This window comes from Gordonia sp. 34D, assembly GCF_056682775.1.
In genome coordinates, this window is record NZ_CM155293.1 from 1,750,698 (window position 1) to 1,766,910 (window position 16,213).

The 16,213-nt window shown below is 62.7% G+C and carries 16 protein-coding genes; 1 reads left to right on the forward strand and 15 read right to left on the reverse strand.

What is annotated here, in order from left to right; genetic code table 11:
* Positions 1-38 precede the first annotated feature (38 nt).
* From AC1L34_RS08105 to rpmE, 13 genes are all read right to left on the reverse strand, one after another.
* A complete protein-coding gene (locus tag AC1L34_RS08105) occupies positions 39-992 on the reverse strand; it encodes a F0F1 ATP synthase subunit gamma (protein ID WP_424294598.1) in 954 nt (317 codons plus the stop codon).
* Position 993: 1 nt separating this feature from the next.
* Complete coding sequence (gene atpA / locus AC1L34_RS08110; protein WP_424294599.1) at positions 994-2,628, reverse strand: F0F1 ATP synthase subunit alpha; 1,635 nt, start codon at positions 2,626-2,628, stop codon at positions 994-996.
* Positions 2,629-2,690: 62 nt separating this feature from the next.
* On the reverse strand, positions 2,691-3,512 hold the full coding sequence (locus AC1L34_RS08115; protein ID WP_424294600.1) for a F0F1 ATP synthase subunit delta: 822 nt from the start codon (positions 3,510-3,512) through the stop codon (positions 2,691-2,693).
* A gap of 124 nt (positions 3,513-3,636) precedes the next feature.
* Positions 3,637-4,197 carry a F0F1 ATP synthase subunit B gene (locus AC1L34_RS08120; RefSeq protein ID WP_424294601.1) on the reverse strand — a complete coding sequence of 187 codons (561 nt, stop codon included), beginning with the start codon at positions 4,195-4,197 and terminating at the stop codon, positions 3,637-3,639.
* A gap of 11 nt (positions 4,198-4,208) precedes the next feature.
* Positions 4,209-4,451: an ATP synthase F0 subunit C gene (locus AC1L34_RS08125; protein ID WP_424294602.1), complete on the reverse strand. Its 243-nt coding sequence runs from the start codon at positions 4,449-4,451 to the stop codon at positions 4,209-4,211.
* Between the two features lie 97 nt (positions 4,452-4,548).
* Positions 4,549-5,289: a F0F1 ATP synthase subunit A gene (gene atpB, locus AC1L34_RS08130; protein WP_424322726.1), complete on the reverse strand. Its 741-nt coding sequence runs from the start codon at positions 5,287-5,289 to the stop codon at positions 4,549-4,551.
* 307 nt (positions 5,290-5,596) lie between these two features.
* On the reverse strand, positions 5,597-6,097 hold the full coding sequence (locus AC1L34_RS08135; RefSeq protein ID WP_424294603.1) for a Cg1360 family ATP-synthase-associated protein: 501 nt from the start codon (positions 6,095-6,097) through the stop codon (positions 5,597-5,599).
* Between the two features lie 26 nt (positions 6,098-6,123).
* Entirely contained in the window at positions 6,124-7,281 is a 1,158-nt protein-coding gene (locus AC1L34_RS08140) for a glycosyltransferase family 4 protein (protein WP_424294623.1), read from the reverse strand.
* Positions 7,282-7,286: 5 nt separating this feature from the next.
* Positions 7,287-8,552: a serine hydroxymethyltransferase gene (locus tag AC1L34_RS08145; RefSeq protein WP_424294604.1), complete on the reverse strand. Its 1,266-nt coding sequence runs from the start codon at positions 8,550-8,552 to the stop codon at positions 7,287-7,289.
* The gene (locus AC1L34_RS08150; RefSeq protein WP_424294605.1) at positions 8,549-9,211 is read right to left on the reverse strand and encodes an L-threonylcarbamoyladenylate synthase; all 663 of its coding nucleotides are present in this window, start codon (positions 9,209-9,211) and stop codon (positions 8,549-8,551) included. Before AC1L34_RS08150 ends, AC1L34_RS08145 begins: the two co-directional genes overlap by 4 nt.
* Positions 9,208-10,146: a peptide chain release factor N(5)-glutamine methyltransferase gene (gene prmC / locus AC1L34_RS08155; protein WP_480035263.1), complete on the reverse strand. Its 939-nt coding sequence runs from the start codon at positions 10,144-10,146 to the stop codon at positions 9,208-9,210. Before prmC ends, AC1L34_RS08150 begins: the two co-directional genes overlap by 4 nt.
* Complete coding sequence (gene prfA, locus AC1L34_RS08160) at positions 10,143-11,216, reverse strand: peptide chain release factor 1 (RefSeq protein ID WP_480035264.1); 1,074 nt, start codon at positions 11,214-11,216, stop codon at positions 10,143-10,145. The genes prmC and prfA overlap by 4 nt, the downstream gene beginning before the upstream one ends.
* A gap of 147 nt (positions 11,217-11,363) precedes the next feature.
* Complete coding sequence (rpmE, locus tag AC1L34_RS08165; RefSeq protein WP_424294608.1) at positions 11,364-11,576, reverse strand: 50S ribosomal protein L31; 213 nt, start codon at positions 11,574-11,576, stop codon at positions 11,364-11,366.
* Positions 11,577-11,849: 273 nt separating this feature from the next.
* Here rpmE and AC1L34_RS08170 point away from each other — a divergent pair, with 273 nt between their 5' ends.
* The gene (locus tag AC1L34_RS08170; protein WP_424294609.1) at positions 11,850-13,034 is read left to right on the forward strand and encodes a diflavin oxidoreductase; all 1,185 of its coding nucleotides are present in this window, start codon (positions 11,850-11,852) and stop codon (positions 13,032-13,034) included.
* Positions 13,035-13,119: 85 nt separating this feature from the next.
* Here the strand turns inward: AC1L34_RS08170 and rho are convergent, their stop codons facing one another.
* Both rho and thrB read right to left on the reverse strand, forming a co-directional pair.
* A complete protein-coding gene (gene rho / locus AC1L34_RS08175) occupies positions 13,120-15,039 on the reverse strand; it encodes a transcription termination factor Rho (RefSeq protein ID WP_480035324.1) in 1,920 nt (639 codons plus the stop codon).
* Between the two features lie 213 nt (positions 15,040-15,252).
* Complete coding sequence (gene thrB, locus AC1L34_RS08180; RefSeq protein WP_424294610.1) at positions 15,253-16,212, reverse strand: homoserine kinase; 960 nt, start codon at positions 16,210-16,212, stop codon at positions 15,253-15,255.
* Position 16,213: the final 1 nt, after the last annotated feature.

The following is a 16,213-nucleotide window of genomic DNA, read 5'->3' on the forward strand; positions in this document are numbered from 1 at the left end:
TGGTTACTTCACTTTCCTTCAGGTGTGTCTGTTAGCGATCAGTTCGACAGCGCTTCGACGCCGCCAACGATCTCGCTGATTTCCTGGGTGATCTGCGCCTGACGGGCCGCATTGGCCTGACGGGACAGGGTCTTTTCGAGCTCCGTCGCGTTGTCGGTGGCCGCCTTCATGGCGGTACGACGTGCGGCGTTCTCCGATGCGGCCGATTCGAGCAGCGCCGCGAAGATTCGCGATGCCACGTACTTCGGCAGCAGTGCGTCGAGCAGTTCCTTGGCTTCCGGCTCAAACTCAACCTCGGCCGAAACCGTGGCGTTGGCCGGATCCTGCAGGATGTCGTCGCCCATGACCAACTGCTCGACCTCGAACTCGATGTCGATAGGTGCCATGCGGCGAACGGCAGGCTTCTGGGTCAGCATCGACACGAAGCGGGTGTACACGACGTGGAGTTCGTCCACGCCTTCCACTGCTCCACCGTTAGGTAGGTCGACGTTGGCACCGGAACCAGCGAGGAACGAATCCACCAGGTGGCGGACTGCCTCGGCACTGTCGGAGAACTTCGGCTGCTGTGAGAAGCCCGACCAGCTGGACGCGATCGGACGGTCACGGAAGGTGTAGTACCCGATGCCCTTGCGGCCCATCACGTACACAACCGGCTCTTTACCTTCGCTGCGCAGGAGCGAGAGCAGTTCCTCGGTCTCCTTGAGCACGTTGGAGTTGTAGCCACCACACTGTCCGCTGTCACTGGTAACAACCAGAATGGCGGCGCGGCGCGGATTCTCCCGCTCGGTCAGCAACGGACTGTCGAGCGAACTCGATGCGTTTGCGAGCGTGGTCACGACTCGCGTGATCTCCTGGGCGTAGGGACGGGCGGCAGCCACCCGTGCCTGTGCCTTGGTGATCCGCGAAGTCGCGATCAGCTCCTGCGCTTTCGTGATCTTTTTAGTCGATTCAATCGACTTGATCCGCGAGCGCAGCTCCCGAATGGTTGCCATGTTACTTCTGCTTCTTCGTCACTCGGATCGTCTCGGGCTCAACGTCCTCGGCGGCCAAGGGGTCAGCGTCAACCTCGACGACGCGCGAACCGTCGGCAGCGATGAAGCCAGCCTTGAAGTTGTTCGTCGCGGTGGCCAGTGCAGCCTTGTCCTCGGCGGACAGCTTCTTGCCGCCGGCGATGTTGCCGTAGACGCCCGAAGCGGTGTGGTGCAGTTCGCCCAGGAGTTCAGCTTCGAAGCGACGGATGTCAGCAACCGGAACCGAGTCCATGAAGCCTTCGCCACACAAGTACAGCGAAACAATCTGGTCTTCCACCGATGCGGGGCTGTACTGGTCCTGCTTGAGGAGCTCAACCCAGCGCGCACCGCGCTCGAGCTGTGCCTTCGAAGCGGCGTCCAGGTCCGAAGCGAAAGCCGAGAAGGCTTCCAACTCGCGGAACTGTGCCAGTTCCAGACGCAGCGAACCCGAAACGTCCTTCAGGCCCTTGGTCTGTGCGGCACCACCGACACGCGACACCGAGATGCCGACGTTGATGGCGGGACGAACACCCTTGTTGAAGAGGTCCGATTCCAGGAAGACCTGGCCGTCGGTGATCGAGATGACGTTGGTCGGGATGAACGCCGAGACGTCGTTGGCCTTGGTCTCGATGATCGGGAGACCGGTCATCGAACCGCCACCGAGCTCGTCGGACAGCTTGGCGCAACGCTCCAGCAGACGCGAGTGCAAGTAGAAGACGTCACCCGGGTATGCTTCGCGGCCCGGCGGGCGACGCAGCAGCAGCGAGATGGCGCGGTAGGCCTCAGCCTGCTTGGAGAGGTCATCAAACACGATGAGGACGTGCTTGCCCTGGTACATCCAGTGCTGGCCGAGAGCCGAGCCGGTGTACGGTGCGAGCCACTTGAAGCCGGCCGAGTCCGATGCGGGGGCAGCGACGATGGTGGTGTACTCCATCGCGCCAGCCTCTTCGAGGGCAGTCTTGACGCCCGCGATGGTCGAACCCTTCTGACCGACGGCGACGTAGATGCAGCGAACCTGCTTCTCCGGGTCGCCGGTGGCCCAGTTGTCCTTCTGGTTCAGGATGGCGTCGATGCAGACCGCGGTCTTGCCGGTCTTACGGTCGCCAATGATCAGCTGACGCTGGCCGCGGCCGATGGCGGTCATGGCGTCGATGGCCTTGATGCCGGTGGCGAGGGATTCCTCGACGGGCTGACGCTCGAGGACCGAGGCTGCCTGCAGTTCGAGGACGCGGTCGCCCTCGGACTCGATGGCGCCGAGGCCGTCGATCGGGTCACCGAGAGGATCGATGACGCGGCCGAGGAACTTGTCGCCAACCGGAACTGACAACACGTTGCCGGTGCGCTTGACTTCCTGGCCCTCTGCGATGTTCTCTGCGTCACCGAGGATGACGGCGCCGACCTCGTCGAGGTCGAGGTTCAGAGCAACGCCACGGATGCCGCCGGGGAATTCCAGCAGCTCGTTGGCCATTGCGCCCGGGAGGCCGGCGACGTGAGCGATACCGTCGCCGGTGTCCGAGACGGTTCCGATCTCTTCGCGCGAGGCCTGGTTGCCCACGTCTTCGGTGTAACTTGCGATCGCGCTCCGAATTTCATCGGAGGAGATGGTCAACTCCGCCATGTTCCTGCTCTTCCTGGCTTTCTGTTCTTCGGTCTTGGGAATCGGGGTGGTAGCGATGGTGGCTACCGGAGGCCGCGACGCATGGTCGCGAGCTTGCCGGAGATGCTGCCGTCGATGCGCTCGTCTCCAACACGGACCACAACGCCACCCAGAAGTTCGGGGTCGATGTCGACGTGCAAGGTGACGGGTGACGCGTAGATCTCGGTGAGCTTGGCGGCGAGAGCATTACGCTGCTCGCTCGACATCTCACCTGCGCTGGTGACGTAAGCGACCTTGCGGCCGTTGCTGGCTGCTGCCAACTGCGACAACTCGTCGATTGCGTCTCCGGGAAGCTCCTCGGACGTCGCGACCGCGTTAGCGGCGAGACGCTCGGTGATCGGCTCCACCTTGCCAGCGATCAGCTTGCGCAGAAGCGCGAGACGATCGTCGGCGGTGCGGGTTCGGTCGGAGAGGGCCTGCTCCAGTTCATTGTCGCCCTTGATGACGCGGGAGAGACGGAAAAGCTCGTCTTCGACGGCATCCGCCTTGCCCTCGTTCTTGGCCGCCTGCAGCAGGGCTTCGCGGCCCAGCTGTTGGAGACCTTCAACCAGGTCGGCATCGCTTGACCACGCCCGAGCCGCAGTCGAGGCGACGACGGCTGCAGTGGTGTCGGAGACCTTGCCGGTCAGGACCTTTTTGGCAATCGCGGCACGATCATCGGCTGCGGTGCTTGAGTCGGCGAGCGCGATGCGCAGCGAACGGTTGTTGCTGACGATGTCGGACACCGTGAGCAACTCCGTGCCAGCGGTAACCGCATCGTCGGACGATGCGGCGGCTCCACGAAGGATGGTTTCCAGCTCAACGCGGGCCCCTTCGAGGGCTTCACGGCTTGACGCTGCGTACATCTAGCTACATTCCTTGTCTAGGCACGATCGCCTGTGTCGGCTTGCCTGAAGATGTGGCGGAGCGAGGGACAGAATTATCTTCCGCCCGCTCGCCTACCGGCACCATCCTCGCGTCCATCGGAGATTACTTGGCGGTCTCGCTCGACACGCCGTCAAGCTCGGCGAGGAACCGATCAACGGTTCCGGCCTTCTTGACGTCGTCCGACAGCGAGGCACCGACCAGCTTTTCGGCCAAGTCGACCGACAGTTTGCCGAGATCGCCGCGGAGCTCGGAAACAACCTGCTGACGCTGAGCGTCGAGCTGGGTGTTGCCGTTGGCGATGATGCGATCGCTCTCGACCGTTGCCTGAGCCTTCATATCCTTGACGATCTGAGCACCCTGGGTGCGTGCTTCGTCTCGGATGGCTGCGGCTTCTTCACGAGCGCCTGCCAGCTGTTCACGGTAAGCCGCCAACGACTGTGCTGCTTCGGCCTGTGCGGCCTCGGCGCGGGCAATGCCACCTTCGATGGCGTCGTGACGCTGTTCGAGGGACTTGTTGTACATCGGAAGCACAAACTTCCAGAAGACAAACAGGACCACGGCGAAAGCCACCAGAGACCACGTGATGTCGTACACCGGCGGGATCAGTGGATTGATTTTCTCGGTGCTGTCTCCAGCGGCGAGAATCAAACTGGTGTTGGTCATGTTGTCTCTTATCAGAAGATGAAGCCGGCGACGATACCGATCAGCGCCAGAGCCTCAGAGAGTGCGATACCAAGGAACATGGTGGTACGGATCTGGCCTGCGAGCTCGGGCTGGCGGGCGATGCCCTCGATGGCCTTGCCGGCCACGATGCCAACACCGATGCCGGGGCCGATGGCTGCGAGGCCGTAGCCGATGGCGCCGAAGCCCTCACCCGTGATGGTTGAGTCTGCAGCGAGAGTCTGGGCGATGCTCATCTTTGCGATTCCCTTTCTTGGTGGCTCCCCGCCCGGACGGGCGAGTGAGTCAGTTTGTGACGGTGCGGCACTTTGCCGACCGAAGTATTCAATTTGGTTAGTGCGAGTCTGCGTGGATCGACTGGTCGATGTACACGGCGGTCAGCAGCGCGAAGATGTAGGCCTGCAGCGCAATGACCAGCAACTCGAAGAATGTGAAGCCGACACCGGCGAGGAGGCCACCGATTCCGGCGAGCGTCCAGATGCCGCTCTGGTCGATGATGAAGTACTGCGTCGCGGCGAAGAACAGCGCCAGCATGATGTGGCCGGAAAGCATGTTGGCCATAAGACGGACGGTCAGCGTGAACGGACGCAGGATGAAGGTCGAGACAAACTCGATCGGTATCAGCAGGAAGTGCACCGGAAGGGGCACGCCGGGCAGCACGATCGACGACTTGATGAAGCCGAAGAAGCCGAACTTGGCGATACCCACCCAGCAGTAGGTGATGTAGGCGACGGCGGCCATCACGATCGGCATACCGATGCGGGCGTTCGACGAAATATTCAAGAACGGAATAATTGACGTCAAGTTCAGGAAGATCGTCGCGAAGAAGATCGAAGCGATGATCGGGAAGTACTTCCGACCATTTTCCTTGCCGAGAATTTCTTCGGCGATATTGATGCGCGCCCAGTCGAGGAAGCTCTCGGCGACATTCTGGATGCCGGTGGGGATGATCTTCGGGTTCCGCATAGCGAGCGCGAAGAACGCTGCGACGAGAACGGCGACCACGACCCGGATAAGCATCAGGCGATCCATGCCCCACCAGGCCGGATCGTCCTGCGTGCCACCGAAAAGCATCGGTGGGTAGAAGTCGTCCAACGTGGGGCTGTGGAACTCGTCGGCAATGAGGGTGACGGCGCTCAGCGTTCTCTCCCGTTCTCGGGCCCGCGCTGACTTCCGCCGGCGGGTTCCATCGTTCAGTGTGCGAGGTACGCCCGGTGCATTGAACTGCACATCGGCGCATCATCCCGCGGTGAGCAGACTAGCAAGTCAGACGCGTGGCCGACCAATCCGGGGCGAGATTCGCTCAGTATCTTTTGGCCCCATCGGTTCTACTATGACTTGTAGTAGCAGGTCAGGAGACCCCTGGTGAGTCTAGTCACAACTACTTGTCGTCTCTAGACTCGGGCACCACATAGGACTGCTGGGTCTTGAGCACGCCGTACAGCTCGCCACCGAGAACCAGGACGATCGCCCCAAGCAGCATGCTGACCAGCGCACCCTTGTTGTAGAAGTCCATATCTTTGATCGTGGCAGTCACACCAATCACAATGATCACTTTCACCAGGAATCCGCCCATCAGCGAGCCCATGACGATCGTCGGACTGGCCTTCGACGTGAGCAGGATGGTGATCACCGTGACAAGGATGAATCCGCCACCGATGCCAGCGCCGACAAGTACTCCCCACAGCCCCGGTATGCCCTTCCACGGCCACCAAATCAGCAGTCCCGCGACGATCAGAATGCCGAGCCCTTTTAGGCCGTATGCCAGGCCGGCACGAAGCGGTGCTGCCGGATCGTCGGCAGCGTCAAGTGAGGCCTGATCGACTCCGCTGTCGGCAGGGTCAGGCGATTCGGGGAGTTCGTTCTCGTCATTGGTCGACACGAGAACAACGTTAGCTAGCGATGCGCCTATCGGGCGAACCGGCGACGAATACGGGGAGCAAAAGTCGCGGCCAGCGCAACCAGTAGGCCGCCGACAAATAGCGGCAGCACGACGCTCGCCGGAAGGATCGTCGCGGCGGCCACCGAAAACGCCAAGACACCCACCCACAGGTAGATCAGCAGCGCCACGCGACGCTGCGAATGACCCAACTCGAGGAGTCGGTGGTGCAGGTGCATTTTGTCCGGAGTGTAGAAACCGACGCCGGAACGGGTACGGCGAACGACGGCCATAATCATGTCGAGCATCGGGATGAACATTACCGCCGCGACCAGGATCAATGGCGACAGCAGCGTAAACATATCGGCGGGGCCGTAGGCACTGCGTGCCACGCGACCCGATGCACTCGTTGCCGCCGCAGCAAGCATCAAACCGATCAACATGGCACCTGAATCGCCCATGAAGATGCGCGCTGGCGAGAAGTTGTGCGGCAGAAAGCCCAAGCACGCCCCGGCCAAAGCCACGGTGATCAAGGCCGGTGGGTAGTAGCTGACGTCGCCGCCCTGATCGTGCAGCAGACCGAGCGAGAACATGCAGATGGCTAGTGAGGCAATTAACCCCAGCCCGGCGGCGAGACCGTCGAGGCCGTCGACAAAATTGATGGCGTTGATGGTGGTGACGGTGATGGCCACGGTCAGAAGCCCCGCTTGCAGGGGGTCCAGGACCACCGTGCCGATGTCGGCGAACGGAACGTACAGCAAGTACCAACTGACGCCCATAATCACCAGGACGCCCGCAGCGGTCAGTTGGCCGACGAACTTGGTCAGCGCATCAAGTCCCCACCGATCGTCGACGATGCCGACCAGCACGATCACCAGGCCAGACGCGAGGACGGCCCACATGTCGTTGGTGTACGAGAAACCCCTATTGAGGGCAGGTAGCTGGGCGGCGAGGCCGATGGCGCACACGATGCCGATGTACATTCCGACACCACCGAGACGGGGCGTCGGGATTACGTGAACGTCGCGTTGTCGTGGCACGGCGACGGCGCCGAAGCGCACCGCCTGGACACGCACCAGGGAGGTCAGGAAAAAGGTGATGCCCGCAGCGGTGAGCCCAACAAGAGTGAGCTCTCGTAACGGCACACCGGTCCCCCCGCCGGATGACTCCAGTGCGACGTTAAGCAGCACCGCTACCGCTCCCCGACCGGCTTTTCACCGGTCAGGTCGAGAGAGGCGACGGCGGCGGAAATGCGGGCCTGAGTGGCCACATCGTCTGGATCTGTGCGCATGGCGGCGACCATCAGCTCGGCCACCGTCGCCATATCGGACGGCAGCAGCCCGTCGTCGGCCATCACCGCACTCCCGAACCGGATCGCGGAACCTTCCGTCAGCGGAGCTTCGTCGAAGGGCAGAACGGCTTTGTCGACGATGATTCGGCATGCCGCGAGGCGGCGGGCTGCCTCGCGGCCGCTGATCCCCAATGACGAAACATCGACCACTCCAATGTGGGTGTCGGTGCCACCGGAAACCACTCGGAGCCCGCGGCTCGCGAGTTCAGTCGCCAGACTGGAGGCATCATCGGCGACGGTCCGCGCGTAGGTGGCGTACTCCGGCCGAAGGCATTCACCGAACGCGACAGCTTTGGCCGCGATCGAATGCATGGCAGGGGCACCCTGCATGAAGGGGTAAACCGCTCGCGATAACGCCTCGGCGTGCTCCCCCCGAGACAGCAGCAGTCCGCCACGCGGCCCGCGCATCACCTTGTTCGTGGCCACGGTGACCACGTCTGCGTGTGGCACGGGCGAAGCCATGACGCCACCAGCGACGAGCCCCGCCAGGTGAGCTGCGTCGACCCACAAAATGCAGTCGGCCTCGTCGGCAATCATGCGCATTGCCGCAAAGTCCCAGCTCCGCGAGTACGACGTGCCACCGGCAACCAACACCCGGGGACGGTGCAGCAACGCCAGTTCACGGATCTGGTCATAGTCGATCTGCTCGGTTTCGGGGCGGACCTCGTAGTTCAGAACCGAGAACCACCGGCCCGACAGGTTAGCCCGCGAACCATGCGACTGATGGCCACCGTGCTTCAAACTCAACGAGAGGACTTGATCGCCCGGTTGTGAAAAAGCGGCGTAGACGGAGAAATTGGCCAGTGCCCAAGACAGCGGTTGCACGTTGACGTACTCGGCACCAAAGAGTTGACGGGCCCGCTCGATGGCGAGCTCCTCGATCTCGTCAACCACTTCGGCACCACCGTGATAGCGGTGTCCGGGGTATCCCTCGGCGTACTTGTCGGCGAGAATCGATCCGACCGTGGCCCGCACCGCTGGCGACGCGGTCGACTCGGCCGCGAGCATCTGCAGGCTGCCTCGTCGTCGATCAGCTTCGGCCTCGATCAGGCCGGCGATCACCGGGTCGGACGCTAAGAGTGCATCTGCGGGATTGAGGTCGCTCACGAGACGGTGCCTCGCAACTCCGCTGGGTCCATATCGAGTACTTCGGCCAGGTCCTCAGCGGTGATGGCACCCTCGCGAAGGATCTTCGGCGTGGGCCCCGTCAGGTCGACGATCGTCGAGGCGACCGCTTCTCCGGATGGTCCGCCGTCCAGGTAGACGGCCACTTGATCGCCGAGTTGATCGCGCGCCTGCTGCGCGCTGGCGGCTGGCGGCTGCCCGGAAATATTGGCGCTCGACACCGCCATTGGTCCCACCTCGCGCAGCAACTCGATCGCCACCGGGTGCAACGGCATCCGAATCATGACACTGCCCGAGGTGTCCCCCAAGTCCCACGCCAACGACGGCGCCTGTTCAACGACGAGGCTCAAACCGCCCGGCCAAAAGGCCTGAACGAGTTCGCGCGCCTGCGGAGACATCGAGCGGACAAGGCCGTCGACCGTATGCCAGGAGCCAACGAGAACCGGCACCGGCATGTCACGACCGCGACCCTTGGCCGCCAGAAGTGCCGAAACTGCTTCGCTGTCGAACGCATCGCATCCGATGCCGTAAACCGTGTCTGTAGGCATCACGACCAACCGCCCTGCGCGCGCGGCACCTTCGGCCGCGCGGATACCGGCTTCTCGCTCATTCTGGTCACTGCAATCGAACACTGCGCTCACGCGTCCCATCTTCCCACGCCGACTGCCCCGCGGTGCGCAGGGTCGGCCTCTGCCCTGTGGACCGCAGTGACGAATCGGGGTCGTCCCGCGAGGTCGTCGTGCGCGACGACCTCGGCAAATCTTCTGGTGGCGACAAGGGTGTCGCAAACCTGTTGCGCTGTGGTGTCGTCGTGCTCGATCGCGACGGGGGTACCTGGACGCAGCGCGCCAGCCAGGATTGGTGCCATCGCGTGGATGAGGTCCATGCCGGTATCTCCGGAGAACACGGCCTCGGGCGGGTCATGAGCCACCTCGGGCGAGACTTCCGCTGCCGCGGGGACATACGGCGGGTTGCTGACCACGAGGTCGGCGTCGGCCAGCAGCGGGGCCATCGTCGCGGCGTCGCTGACATCGGCCCGGACGAGCCGGACTCGAGCGGCCAACCCCAGCTCGTCGATATTGCGTTGCAGGTAGTCTGCGGCGGTATCAGACAGTTCCACCGAGATCACCTCGGTCTCGGGGACCAATCGGGCAATCGCCAGACCGAGTGCTCCGCTACCGGCACACAGGTCGACTACGCGGATCGGGCCAGGTGTGGCCGATCCCTGTCGTATCCGCTGGAGTTGCTTCACGGCCCATTCGACGATGAGTTCGGTTTCCGGTCGAGGCACAAATACACCCGGACCGACGGTCAACGCCAAACCCGCGAAAAAGGCCCGAGTAGTAATGTGCTGCAACGGAATTCGCTGCAGTCGACGCTGAACGGCGGCTTCGATCCGCTCCCGTTGCTCCGCAGTCACGTCGTCGATCAGCAACAGTCTGCCCGGTTCAACTTCAAGCAACTGAGCGATGAGCTCGGCGGCATCTGCGCCAGCCGACTCCACACCGGCGGCGGCCAGGCGAGCCGCAGTGGCACGACGGAGGGCGTCGGCGCTTAGGCGCTCGCCGTCGATCACTGTTGAAGGCGCGCCTGCTTGTCGGCCTCGACGAGCGCATCGAGCAGCGCATCCATCTCGCCGTTGAGCACCGCGTCCAAATTGTTCGCCTTGTAACCGATCCGGTGATCGCTAATACGGTTCTCCGGGAAGTTGTAAGTGCGGATGCGCTCGGAGCGGTCGACGGTGCGGATCTGCGCCTGACGGCCGGCCGCGGCTTCGGCGTCAGCTTCTTCTTCGGCTGCCGCTTTCAAACGCGCCATCAGGACCTGCATGGCTCGCGCCTTGTTCTGAATTTGCGAGCGTTCGTTCTGGCAGGTCACCACAATATTGGTCGGCAAGTGCGTGATGCGGACAGCGGAGTCGGTGGTGTTGACTCCCTGGCCGCCCTTACCCGAGCTGCGGTACACATCAATCCGCAAGTCTGACTCGTCAATGTGAATTTCTTCGATCTCATCGGGCTCGGGGTAAATCAGCACACCCGCGGCGGACGTGTGGATGCGCCCCTGCGATTCGGTGACGGGGACCCGCTGCACTCGGTGCACGCCGCCCTCAAATTTCAGCCGCGACCACACGCCGTCGCGCGATGGCTCGCGCGCCTTAATCGAGAGTGTCGCGTCCTTGTAACCGCCCAAGTCAGACTCGGTGACACCGAGGACCGTCGCTTTCCATCCGTGCTTCTCGCAGTACTTCAGGTACATGCGGACCAGATCGGCGGCGAACAAGGCCGACTCTTCGCCACCGGCACCGGACTTCACTTCCACGACAACATCGTCGGCGTCGTGGGGATCGCGAGGTGCCAGGAGGTCGGTCAGCGCGGCGTCGAGTTCGGCAACCGTCGCCTCCAAACCCGGTACTTCCTCAGCGAACGCGGAATCGACCTCGGCGAGTTCGCGGGCGGCCTCAAGGTCGTCCCGAGCGGACGTCAACTTGGTGTAGGTCGTCATGATGGGTGCCAACTCGGCGAACCGCTTGCCGACGCGGCGGGCGTTAGCGGGATCGTTGTGGAGGGCGGGGTCGGACAGTTGATCCTGGAGCCCAGCGTGTTCGGCGAGGATGTCGTCGATGGCGGACGGTCCCTGCGTACTCACTGTGGGGTCTCCTTAGTCGCGATGAAGTTACTGCAATGAACGATATGTGACGGCCAGCGCTTCGGACTTTGGAAGCACCGGAAAATACAAACAGGCGCCCGACCTGAGATCGAAGGTACTGATCTCCAGTCGGGCGCCTGATGTGAGCTACTTTTCGCGCTTGCCGTAACGCTTCTCGAAGCGTGCGACGCGGCCGCCGGTATCCAGAATCTTCTGCTTGCCGGTGTAGAACGGGTGGCAGTTCGAGCAAACTTCCACCGTGATCTGGCCGCCCTTGGCGGTGCTCTTGGTGACGAACTCGTTGCCGCAACCACAAGTGACGTTGGTCAACTCGTAGTCGGGGTGGATTCCCTGCTTCATTTGATGTCCCTTCATGGGGGTCGCCGGGTCACCGCTGAACTTTTTGCAGTGGTGTGAACCGGAACCGGACTGACCGACGAATTATTCCACAGATCCGGCTGGGCGTACCAATCCCCTGCCTCAGAACCCCGCCGCGCAGACAGTGAAACAGGTCTCTTTTCGTGCCTAGGTACTCCTGAACTGGCACTTTCAGGGCTTACCCTGGATGCGGCGTTTCCTCAGACCTGTGGAATCACCGACCGATCTCAAGCGACTGGGGAGCGATAGGACGACATGACGACAGCGAACCCGACACGTGAACGCACTGCTACTCGTGCGGCCAAGCGGCCTCGCTGGTCCCGTCGTAACCCCTACCCCGCCACTGTCGTTGCGAACAATCTCCTGACCGCGGTCGAAAGCGAGAAGGAAGTTCGCCACCTCGTCCTCGACATCGACGGTTCCGGCCTGGAGTACGAGCCGGGCGACGCCGTCAACGTGACGCCCGCCAACGAGCCCGCATTGGTGGCCGCGATCATCGAGCGACTCGGCGTGCCCGGCGAAACGATCATCGAAGACCGCAAAGGTGAGCGCACGCTTACTAACGCTCTCACCCATGGTTTCGAGATCACGTCGACGTCGCCCTATTTGCTCGAGCACCTGGCCACGGCCCGCGGAGTCACCGTAATCGCCGATCTCCTTGCCGCCGACCGTTCCGAATTGGACGCGTGGTCGCGCGGACGTGATGTCCTCGACCTGCTCAACCTGGATCCGTCGTGGAGTCCGACGCCCGAGGCTTTCCTCGCGGAACTGCGGCCACTGGCCGCTCGGACCTATTCGATCTCGTCGGCACCGTCGGTGCATAGCGGCACATTGCATCTCACTCCCGCCACTGTCCGTCACCGGGCAACCGAAGCGTGGGGCAATGGCCGAGACCGCGGCGGTGCCGCTTCGACGTATCTCGCCGATCGCGTCGAACCCGGCGATACGGTTGGCATTTATGTGACGCCCAACAAATCGTTCCGTCTCCCCGAACCTGACACCGACATCATCATGGTGGGTCCGGGTACCGGGATCGCACCGTTCCGCTCGTTCTTGTACGAGCGGTCCAATGACGAAGGCAACGGCCGCAATTGGTTGTTCCACGGTGCGCGTCGGCAGGATCAGGATTTTCTCTACCGCGATGAGATGTGGGCGATGGAGGCCGACGGCAATCTCCGCCTCGACGTCGCCTTCTCCCGTGAGCAGGAAGAAAAGGTGTACGTCTCGCATCTCATGGACGGCAAGGGCGAAGAACTTTACAGCTGGATCCGCGACGGCGCCGTCGTCTACGTGTGCGGTGATGCCAATCGCATGGCGCACGACGTCGAGCAGACGCTGATGACGATCATCCGCGAATACGGCGACTTTGACGAAGCTGGCGCTCGCGCCGAGGTCGAACGTCTGCGCGAGGCTGGCCAGTACCGCAGGGACGTCTACTAGCTAAATCGCTTCGAAAACGCTTATGCCGTTGTTCGAGCCCACATACTGGGCCCTAACAACGGCATAAGCGTTTTTGCGTTTGTGATCAGTCGTTGTCGAGGCCACCGGGGGCGGACTTACTCACCTGCATCAGCAGTTCGACGTTGCTGCGCGTCTTCTTCAGCTGCGACACCAGCAAGTCAATGGCAGCCTGAGAATCCAGACCCGACAGCAGGCGGCGGAGCTTGTGGACGATCGCGAACTCGTCCGGCGACAGCAGCAACTCGTCCTTGCGGGTACTCGACAGGTTGAGATCGACCGCCGGGAACACGCGGCGTTCGGAGATCTTGCGATCGAGCTTGAGCTCGGCGTTACCCGTGCCCTTGAACTCCTCGAAGATCACCGTGTCGCCGGTTGAACCGGTCTCGACCAGCGCCGAAGCAATGATCGTCAGCGATCCGCCATTTTCGATGTTGCGAGCGGCACCCAAGAAACGCTTCGGCGGGTACAGCGCCTGCGAGTCGACACCACCGGAGAGGATGCGACCCGACGCGGGCGACGCATTGTTGTAGGCGCGGCCCAGTCGCGTGATCGAGTCGAGCAGGACAACGACGTCCTGGCCGCCCTCGACCAACCGCTTTGCTCGCTCAATGGCGAGCTCGGCAACGCTGGTGTGATCTGTCGGCGGGCGGTCGAACGTCGAGGCGATGACCTCGCCCTTCACCGAGCGCTGCATGTCCGTCACTTCTTCGGGACGCTCGTCGATGAGGACCACCATCAGGTGGCATTCGGGGTTGTTCGTGGCGATCGCATTCGCGATGTGCTGCAGGATCGTCGTCTTACCGGCCTTCGGCGGCGACACGATCAGCGCACGCTGCCCCTTACCGATCGGCATGATCAAGTCGATCACGCGCGTCGACAGTCGCTCAGCGGTCGTTTCCAACCGTAGGCGCTGGTTCGGATATAGCGGCGTCAGCTTCGCAAAGTCGGGACGATTCTTTGCTGCCTCGACATCGCCACCGTTGACCGTGTCGAGACGGACCAACGGGTTGAACTTCTGGCGCTGATTGTTCGGGTTGTCGCCCTCGCGCGGAACCTTGACCGCACCGGTGAGCGCGTCGCCGCGACGCAAGCCGTTGCGGCGCACCATGTTCATCGACACATAGACGTCGTTGGGTCCGGCCAAGTAACCGGAAGTACGAACGAATGCGTAGTTGTCGAGGACATCGAGGATGCCTGCGACCGGCGCGAGGACGTCGCCCTCGTTGACCTGCGTGTCCCCTACGTTCGGATTGCCGCCGCCATCGCGGTCACGTCCACGACGACGCTCGCGGAAACGACGTCCGCGACGACGGCCGCCTTCACCGTCATCATCGCCATCCCGATCGCGGTCGCGGTTCTGGTTTTGGTTCTGACCGCCCTGATTGCCCTGACCCTGGTTCTTTTGGCCCTGGTTCTGGTTGCCCTGGCGGTCGTTCTGGTGGTTCTGGCGGTCGCCGGAATCGGAGTTCTTCTCACCCTGATTCCGATTCTCGCCCTGGTTGCGGTCCCGGTCCCTGTTGCGGTTGCGGTTGCGGTTGTTACGTCCGCCGCCTTCGCCGTCGCCGCCTTGCTCGCTGTTGCGCTGCTCGCTGTTGCGCTGCTGGCTCTGCTTATCGTCGCGCGACTGGTCAGCATGCTTTTCGGGCTGCTTCGGCGCATCGGTCTTGGGGGCCTCGGCCTTCCGAGTTTCAGCCTTCGGGGCTTCAGTCTTCGGGGCTTCAGTCTTGGGAGCTGCAGCCTTGGGGGCCTCAGTCTTCGGGGCTTCGGCCTTGGGGGCCTCGACCTTCGACGCTGCAGCCTTTGGTGCGTCGGCTTGCTTCGCCTGCTGCGGTACGGGTTCGGTCTTGGCGGTTGCGGGCTTGCCCGCAGCCTTCCCACCGTGTTGATGGGCTCGGATCACATCGATCAGATCGCCCTTGCGCATCCCCGAGGTGCCCTTGATACCCAGATCGCCAGCCATCGAGCGAAGTTCTGGAAGCAGCATCGCGGAAAGTCCCGTACGGGCCCGCTTGGGTGCCTGCACATCCGTTTCTGTCACGGAATTCCTTTCGTTCCCCGGTTTCAGATGCCGGGGCCCCCGCCCAGAATGAGCGGAGGAACAAAATTGTTTTCTTCGCCAGAGAAATCGGGTGGAGATCAGACACGCCCGTCAGATCTAGCGGAAGCATCTTGAGCGTACCACCGGGCGGCGTCGAAGTTAGGAAATGACCTCGACACCATCGGCAATTTCTACCGAAATCATGGTGAATCCGAGGCTATTCGCCAATTCGGCCTCGATCGCGCCGAGCGGATTAGTGCCCAGGACCAGTACCGACGGCCCAGCACCCGAAACGGTAGCGGCATGCCCGAGATCCCGCAACGAATGAACCAAGCTGGTCGTGTCCGGGAGCGCCTCAGCACGGTAATCCTGATGCAGTCGGTCCTGGGTGGCATCAGTCAGCGTGCTCGGATCCATCGTCAATGCCACCACGCCGAGTGCGGCACGGGAAACGTTGAACACCGCATCGGCGCGCGGAACCTCGGCGGGAAGCAAACCGCGCGTGGCCTCGGTCGACGACTCAAAGTCTGGAACAAACACGGTCGCCAGAATCGACGCGTGGACATCAAGGCGGCGCGCGAAGAACTCGCTGGCACCGTTCGACCACGTCACGACCGCCGAGCCCAACACGGAGGCGGCGGCATTATCGGGGTGACCCTCGAATTCACTCGAGAGCTGAACCAATTGTTCGGCGGTCAATCCCCCACGACCGCCAGCTTCGACGAGCGCCGACGCGGCGGCCAATCCACCGACCACGGCGGCAGCCGATGACCCCAGCCCGCGCGAATGCGGGATCGCGTTGACGCATTCCAGGTGGAACCCCGGAACGGCAACACCTGCGGCCGTCAGACCGCAAACAACTGCGCGCGCCACCAGGTGGGTGCCGTCGAGCGGCACCTGCCCCGCCGCTTCGCCGGTCACGTCGACCGTGATGCCACCATTGGCGTCACCGTCGGTGACGGTGACGGTGACCTCGTCGTAGATCGACAGGGCAAGACCGAGGCAGTCGAAACCCGGGCCGAGGTTAGCGCTCGAGGCAGGTACCCGCACTCGAATCGAAAGCCCAACCGGCAGTACATGTTCCGCGTTGGGTGCGCCAATGTTCGCGCGTGAGGTCATG

Coding starts and splice junctions, on each gene's coding strand:
- rpmE (WP_424294608.1), bottom strand. CDS start 11,576: ATGAAGCAGGGAATCCACCCCGACTACGAGTTGACCAACGTCACTTGT.
- atpB (WP_424322726.1), bottom strand. CDS start 5,289: ATGCTTTTCGGTGGCACGCAGGACGATCCGGCCTGGTGGGGCATGGAT.
- AC1L34_RS08120 (WP_424294601.1), bottom strand. CDS start 4,197: ATGACCAACACCAGTTTGATTCTCGCCGCTGGAGACAGCACCGAGAAA.
- AC1L34_RS08125 (WP_424294602.1), bottom strand. CDS start 4,451: ATGAGCATCGCCCAGACTCTCGCTGCAGACTCAACCATCACGGGTGAG.
- rho (WP_480035324.1), bottom strand. CDS start 15,039: ATGCTGCTTCCAGAACTTCGCTCGATGGCTGGCGATCTGGGTATCAAG.
- AC1L34_RS08170 (WP_424294609.1), top strand. CDS start 11,850: ATGACGACAGCGAACCCGACACGTGAACGCACTGCTACTCGTGCGGCC.
- atpA (WP_424294599.1), bottom strand. CDS start 2,628: ATGGCGGAGTTGACCATCTCCTCCGATGAAATTCGGAGCGCGATCGCA.
- AC1L34_RS08105 (WP_424294598.1), bottom strand. CDS start 992: ATGGCAACCATTCGGGAGCTGCGCTCGCGGATCAAGTCGATTGAATCG.
- thrB (WP_424294610.1), bottom strand. CDS start 16,212: ATGACCTCACGCGCGAACATTGGCGCACCCAACGCGGAACATGTACTG.
- AC1L34_RS08115 (WP_424294600.1), bottom strand. CDS start 3,512: ATGTACGCAGCGTCAAGCCGTGAAGCCCTCGAAGGGGCCCGCGTTGAG.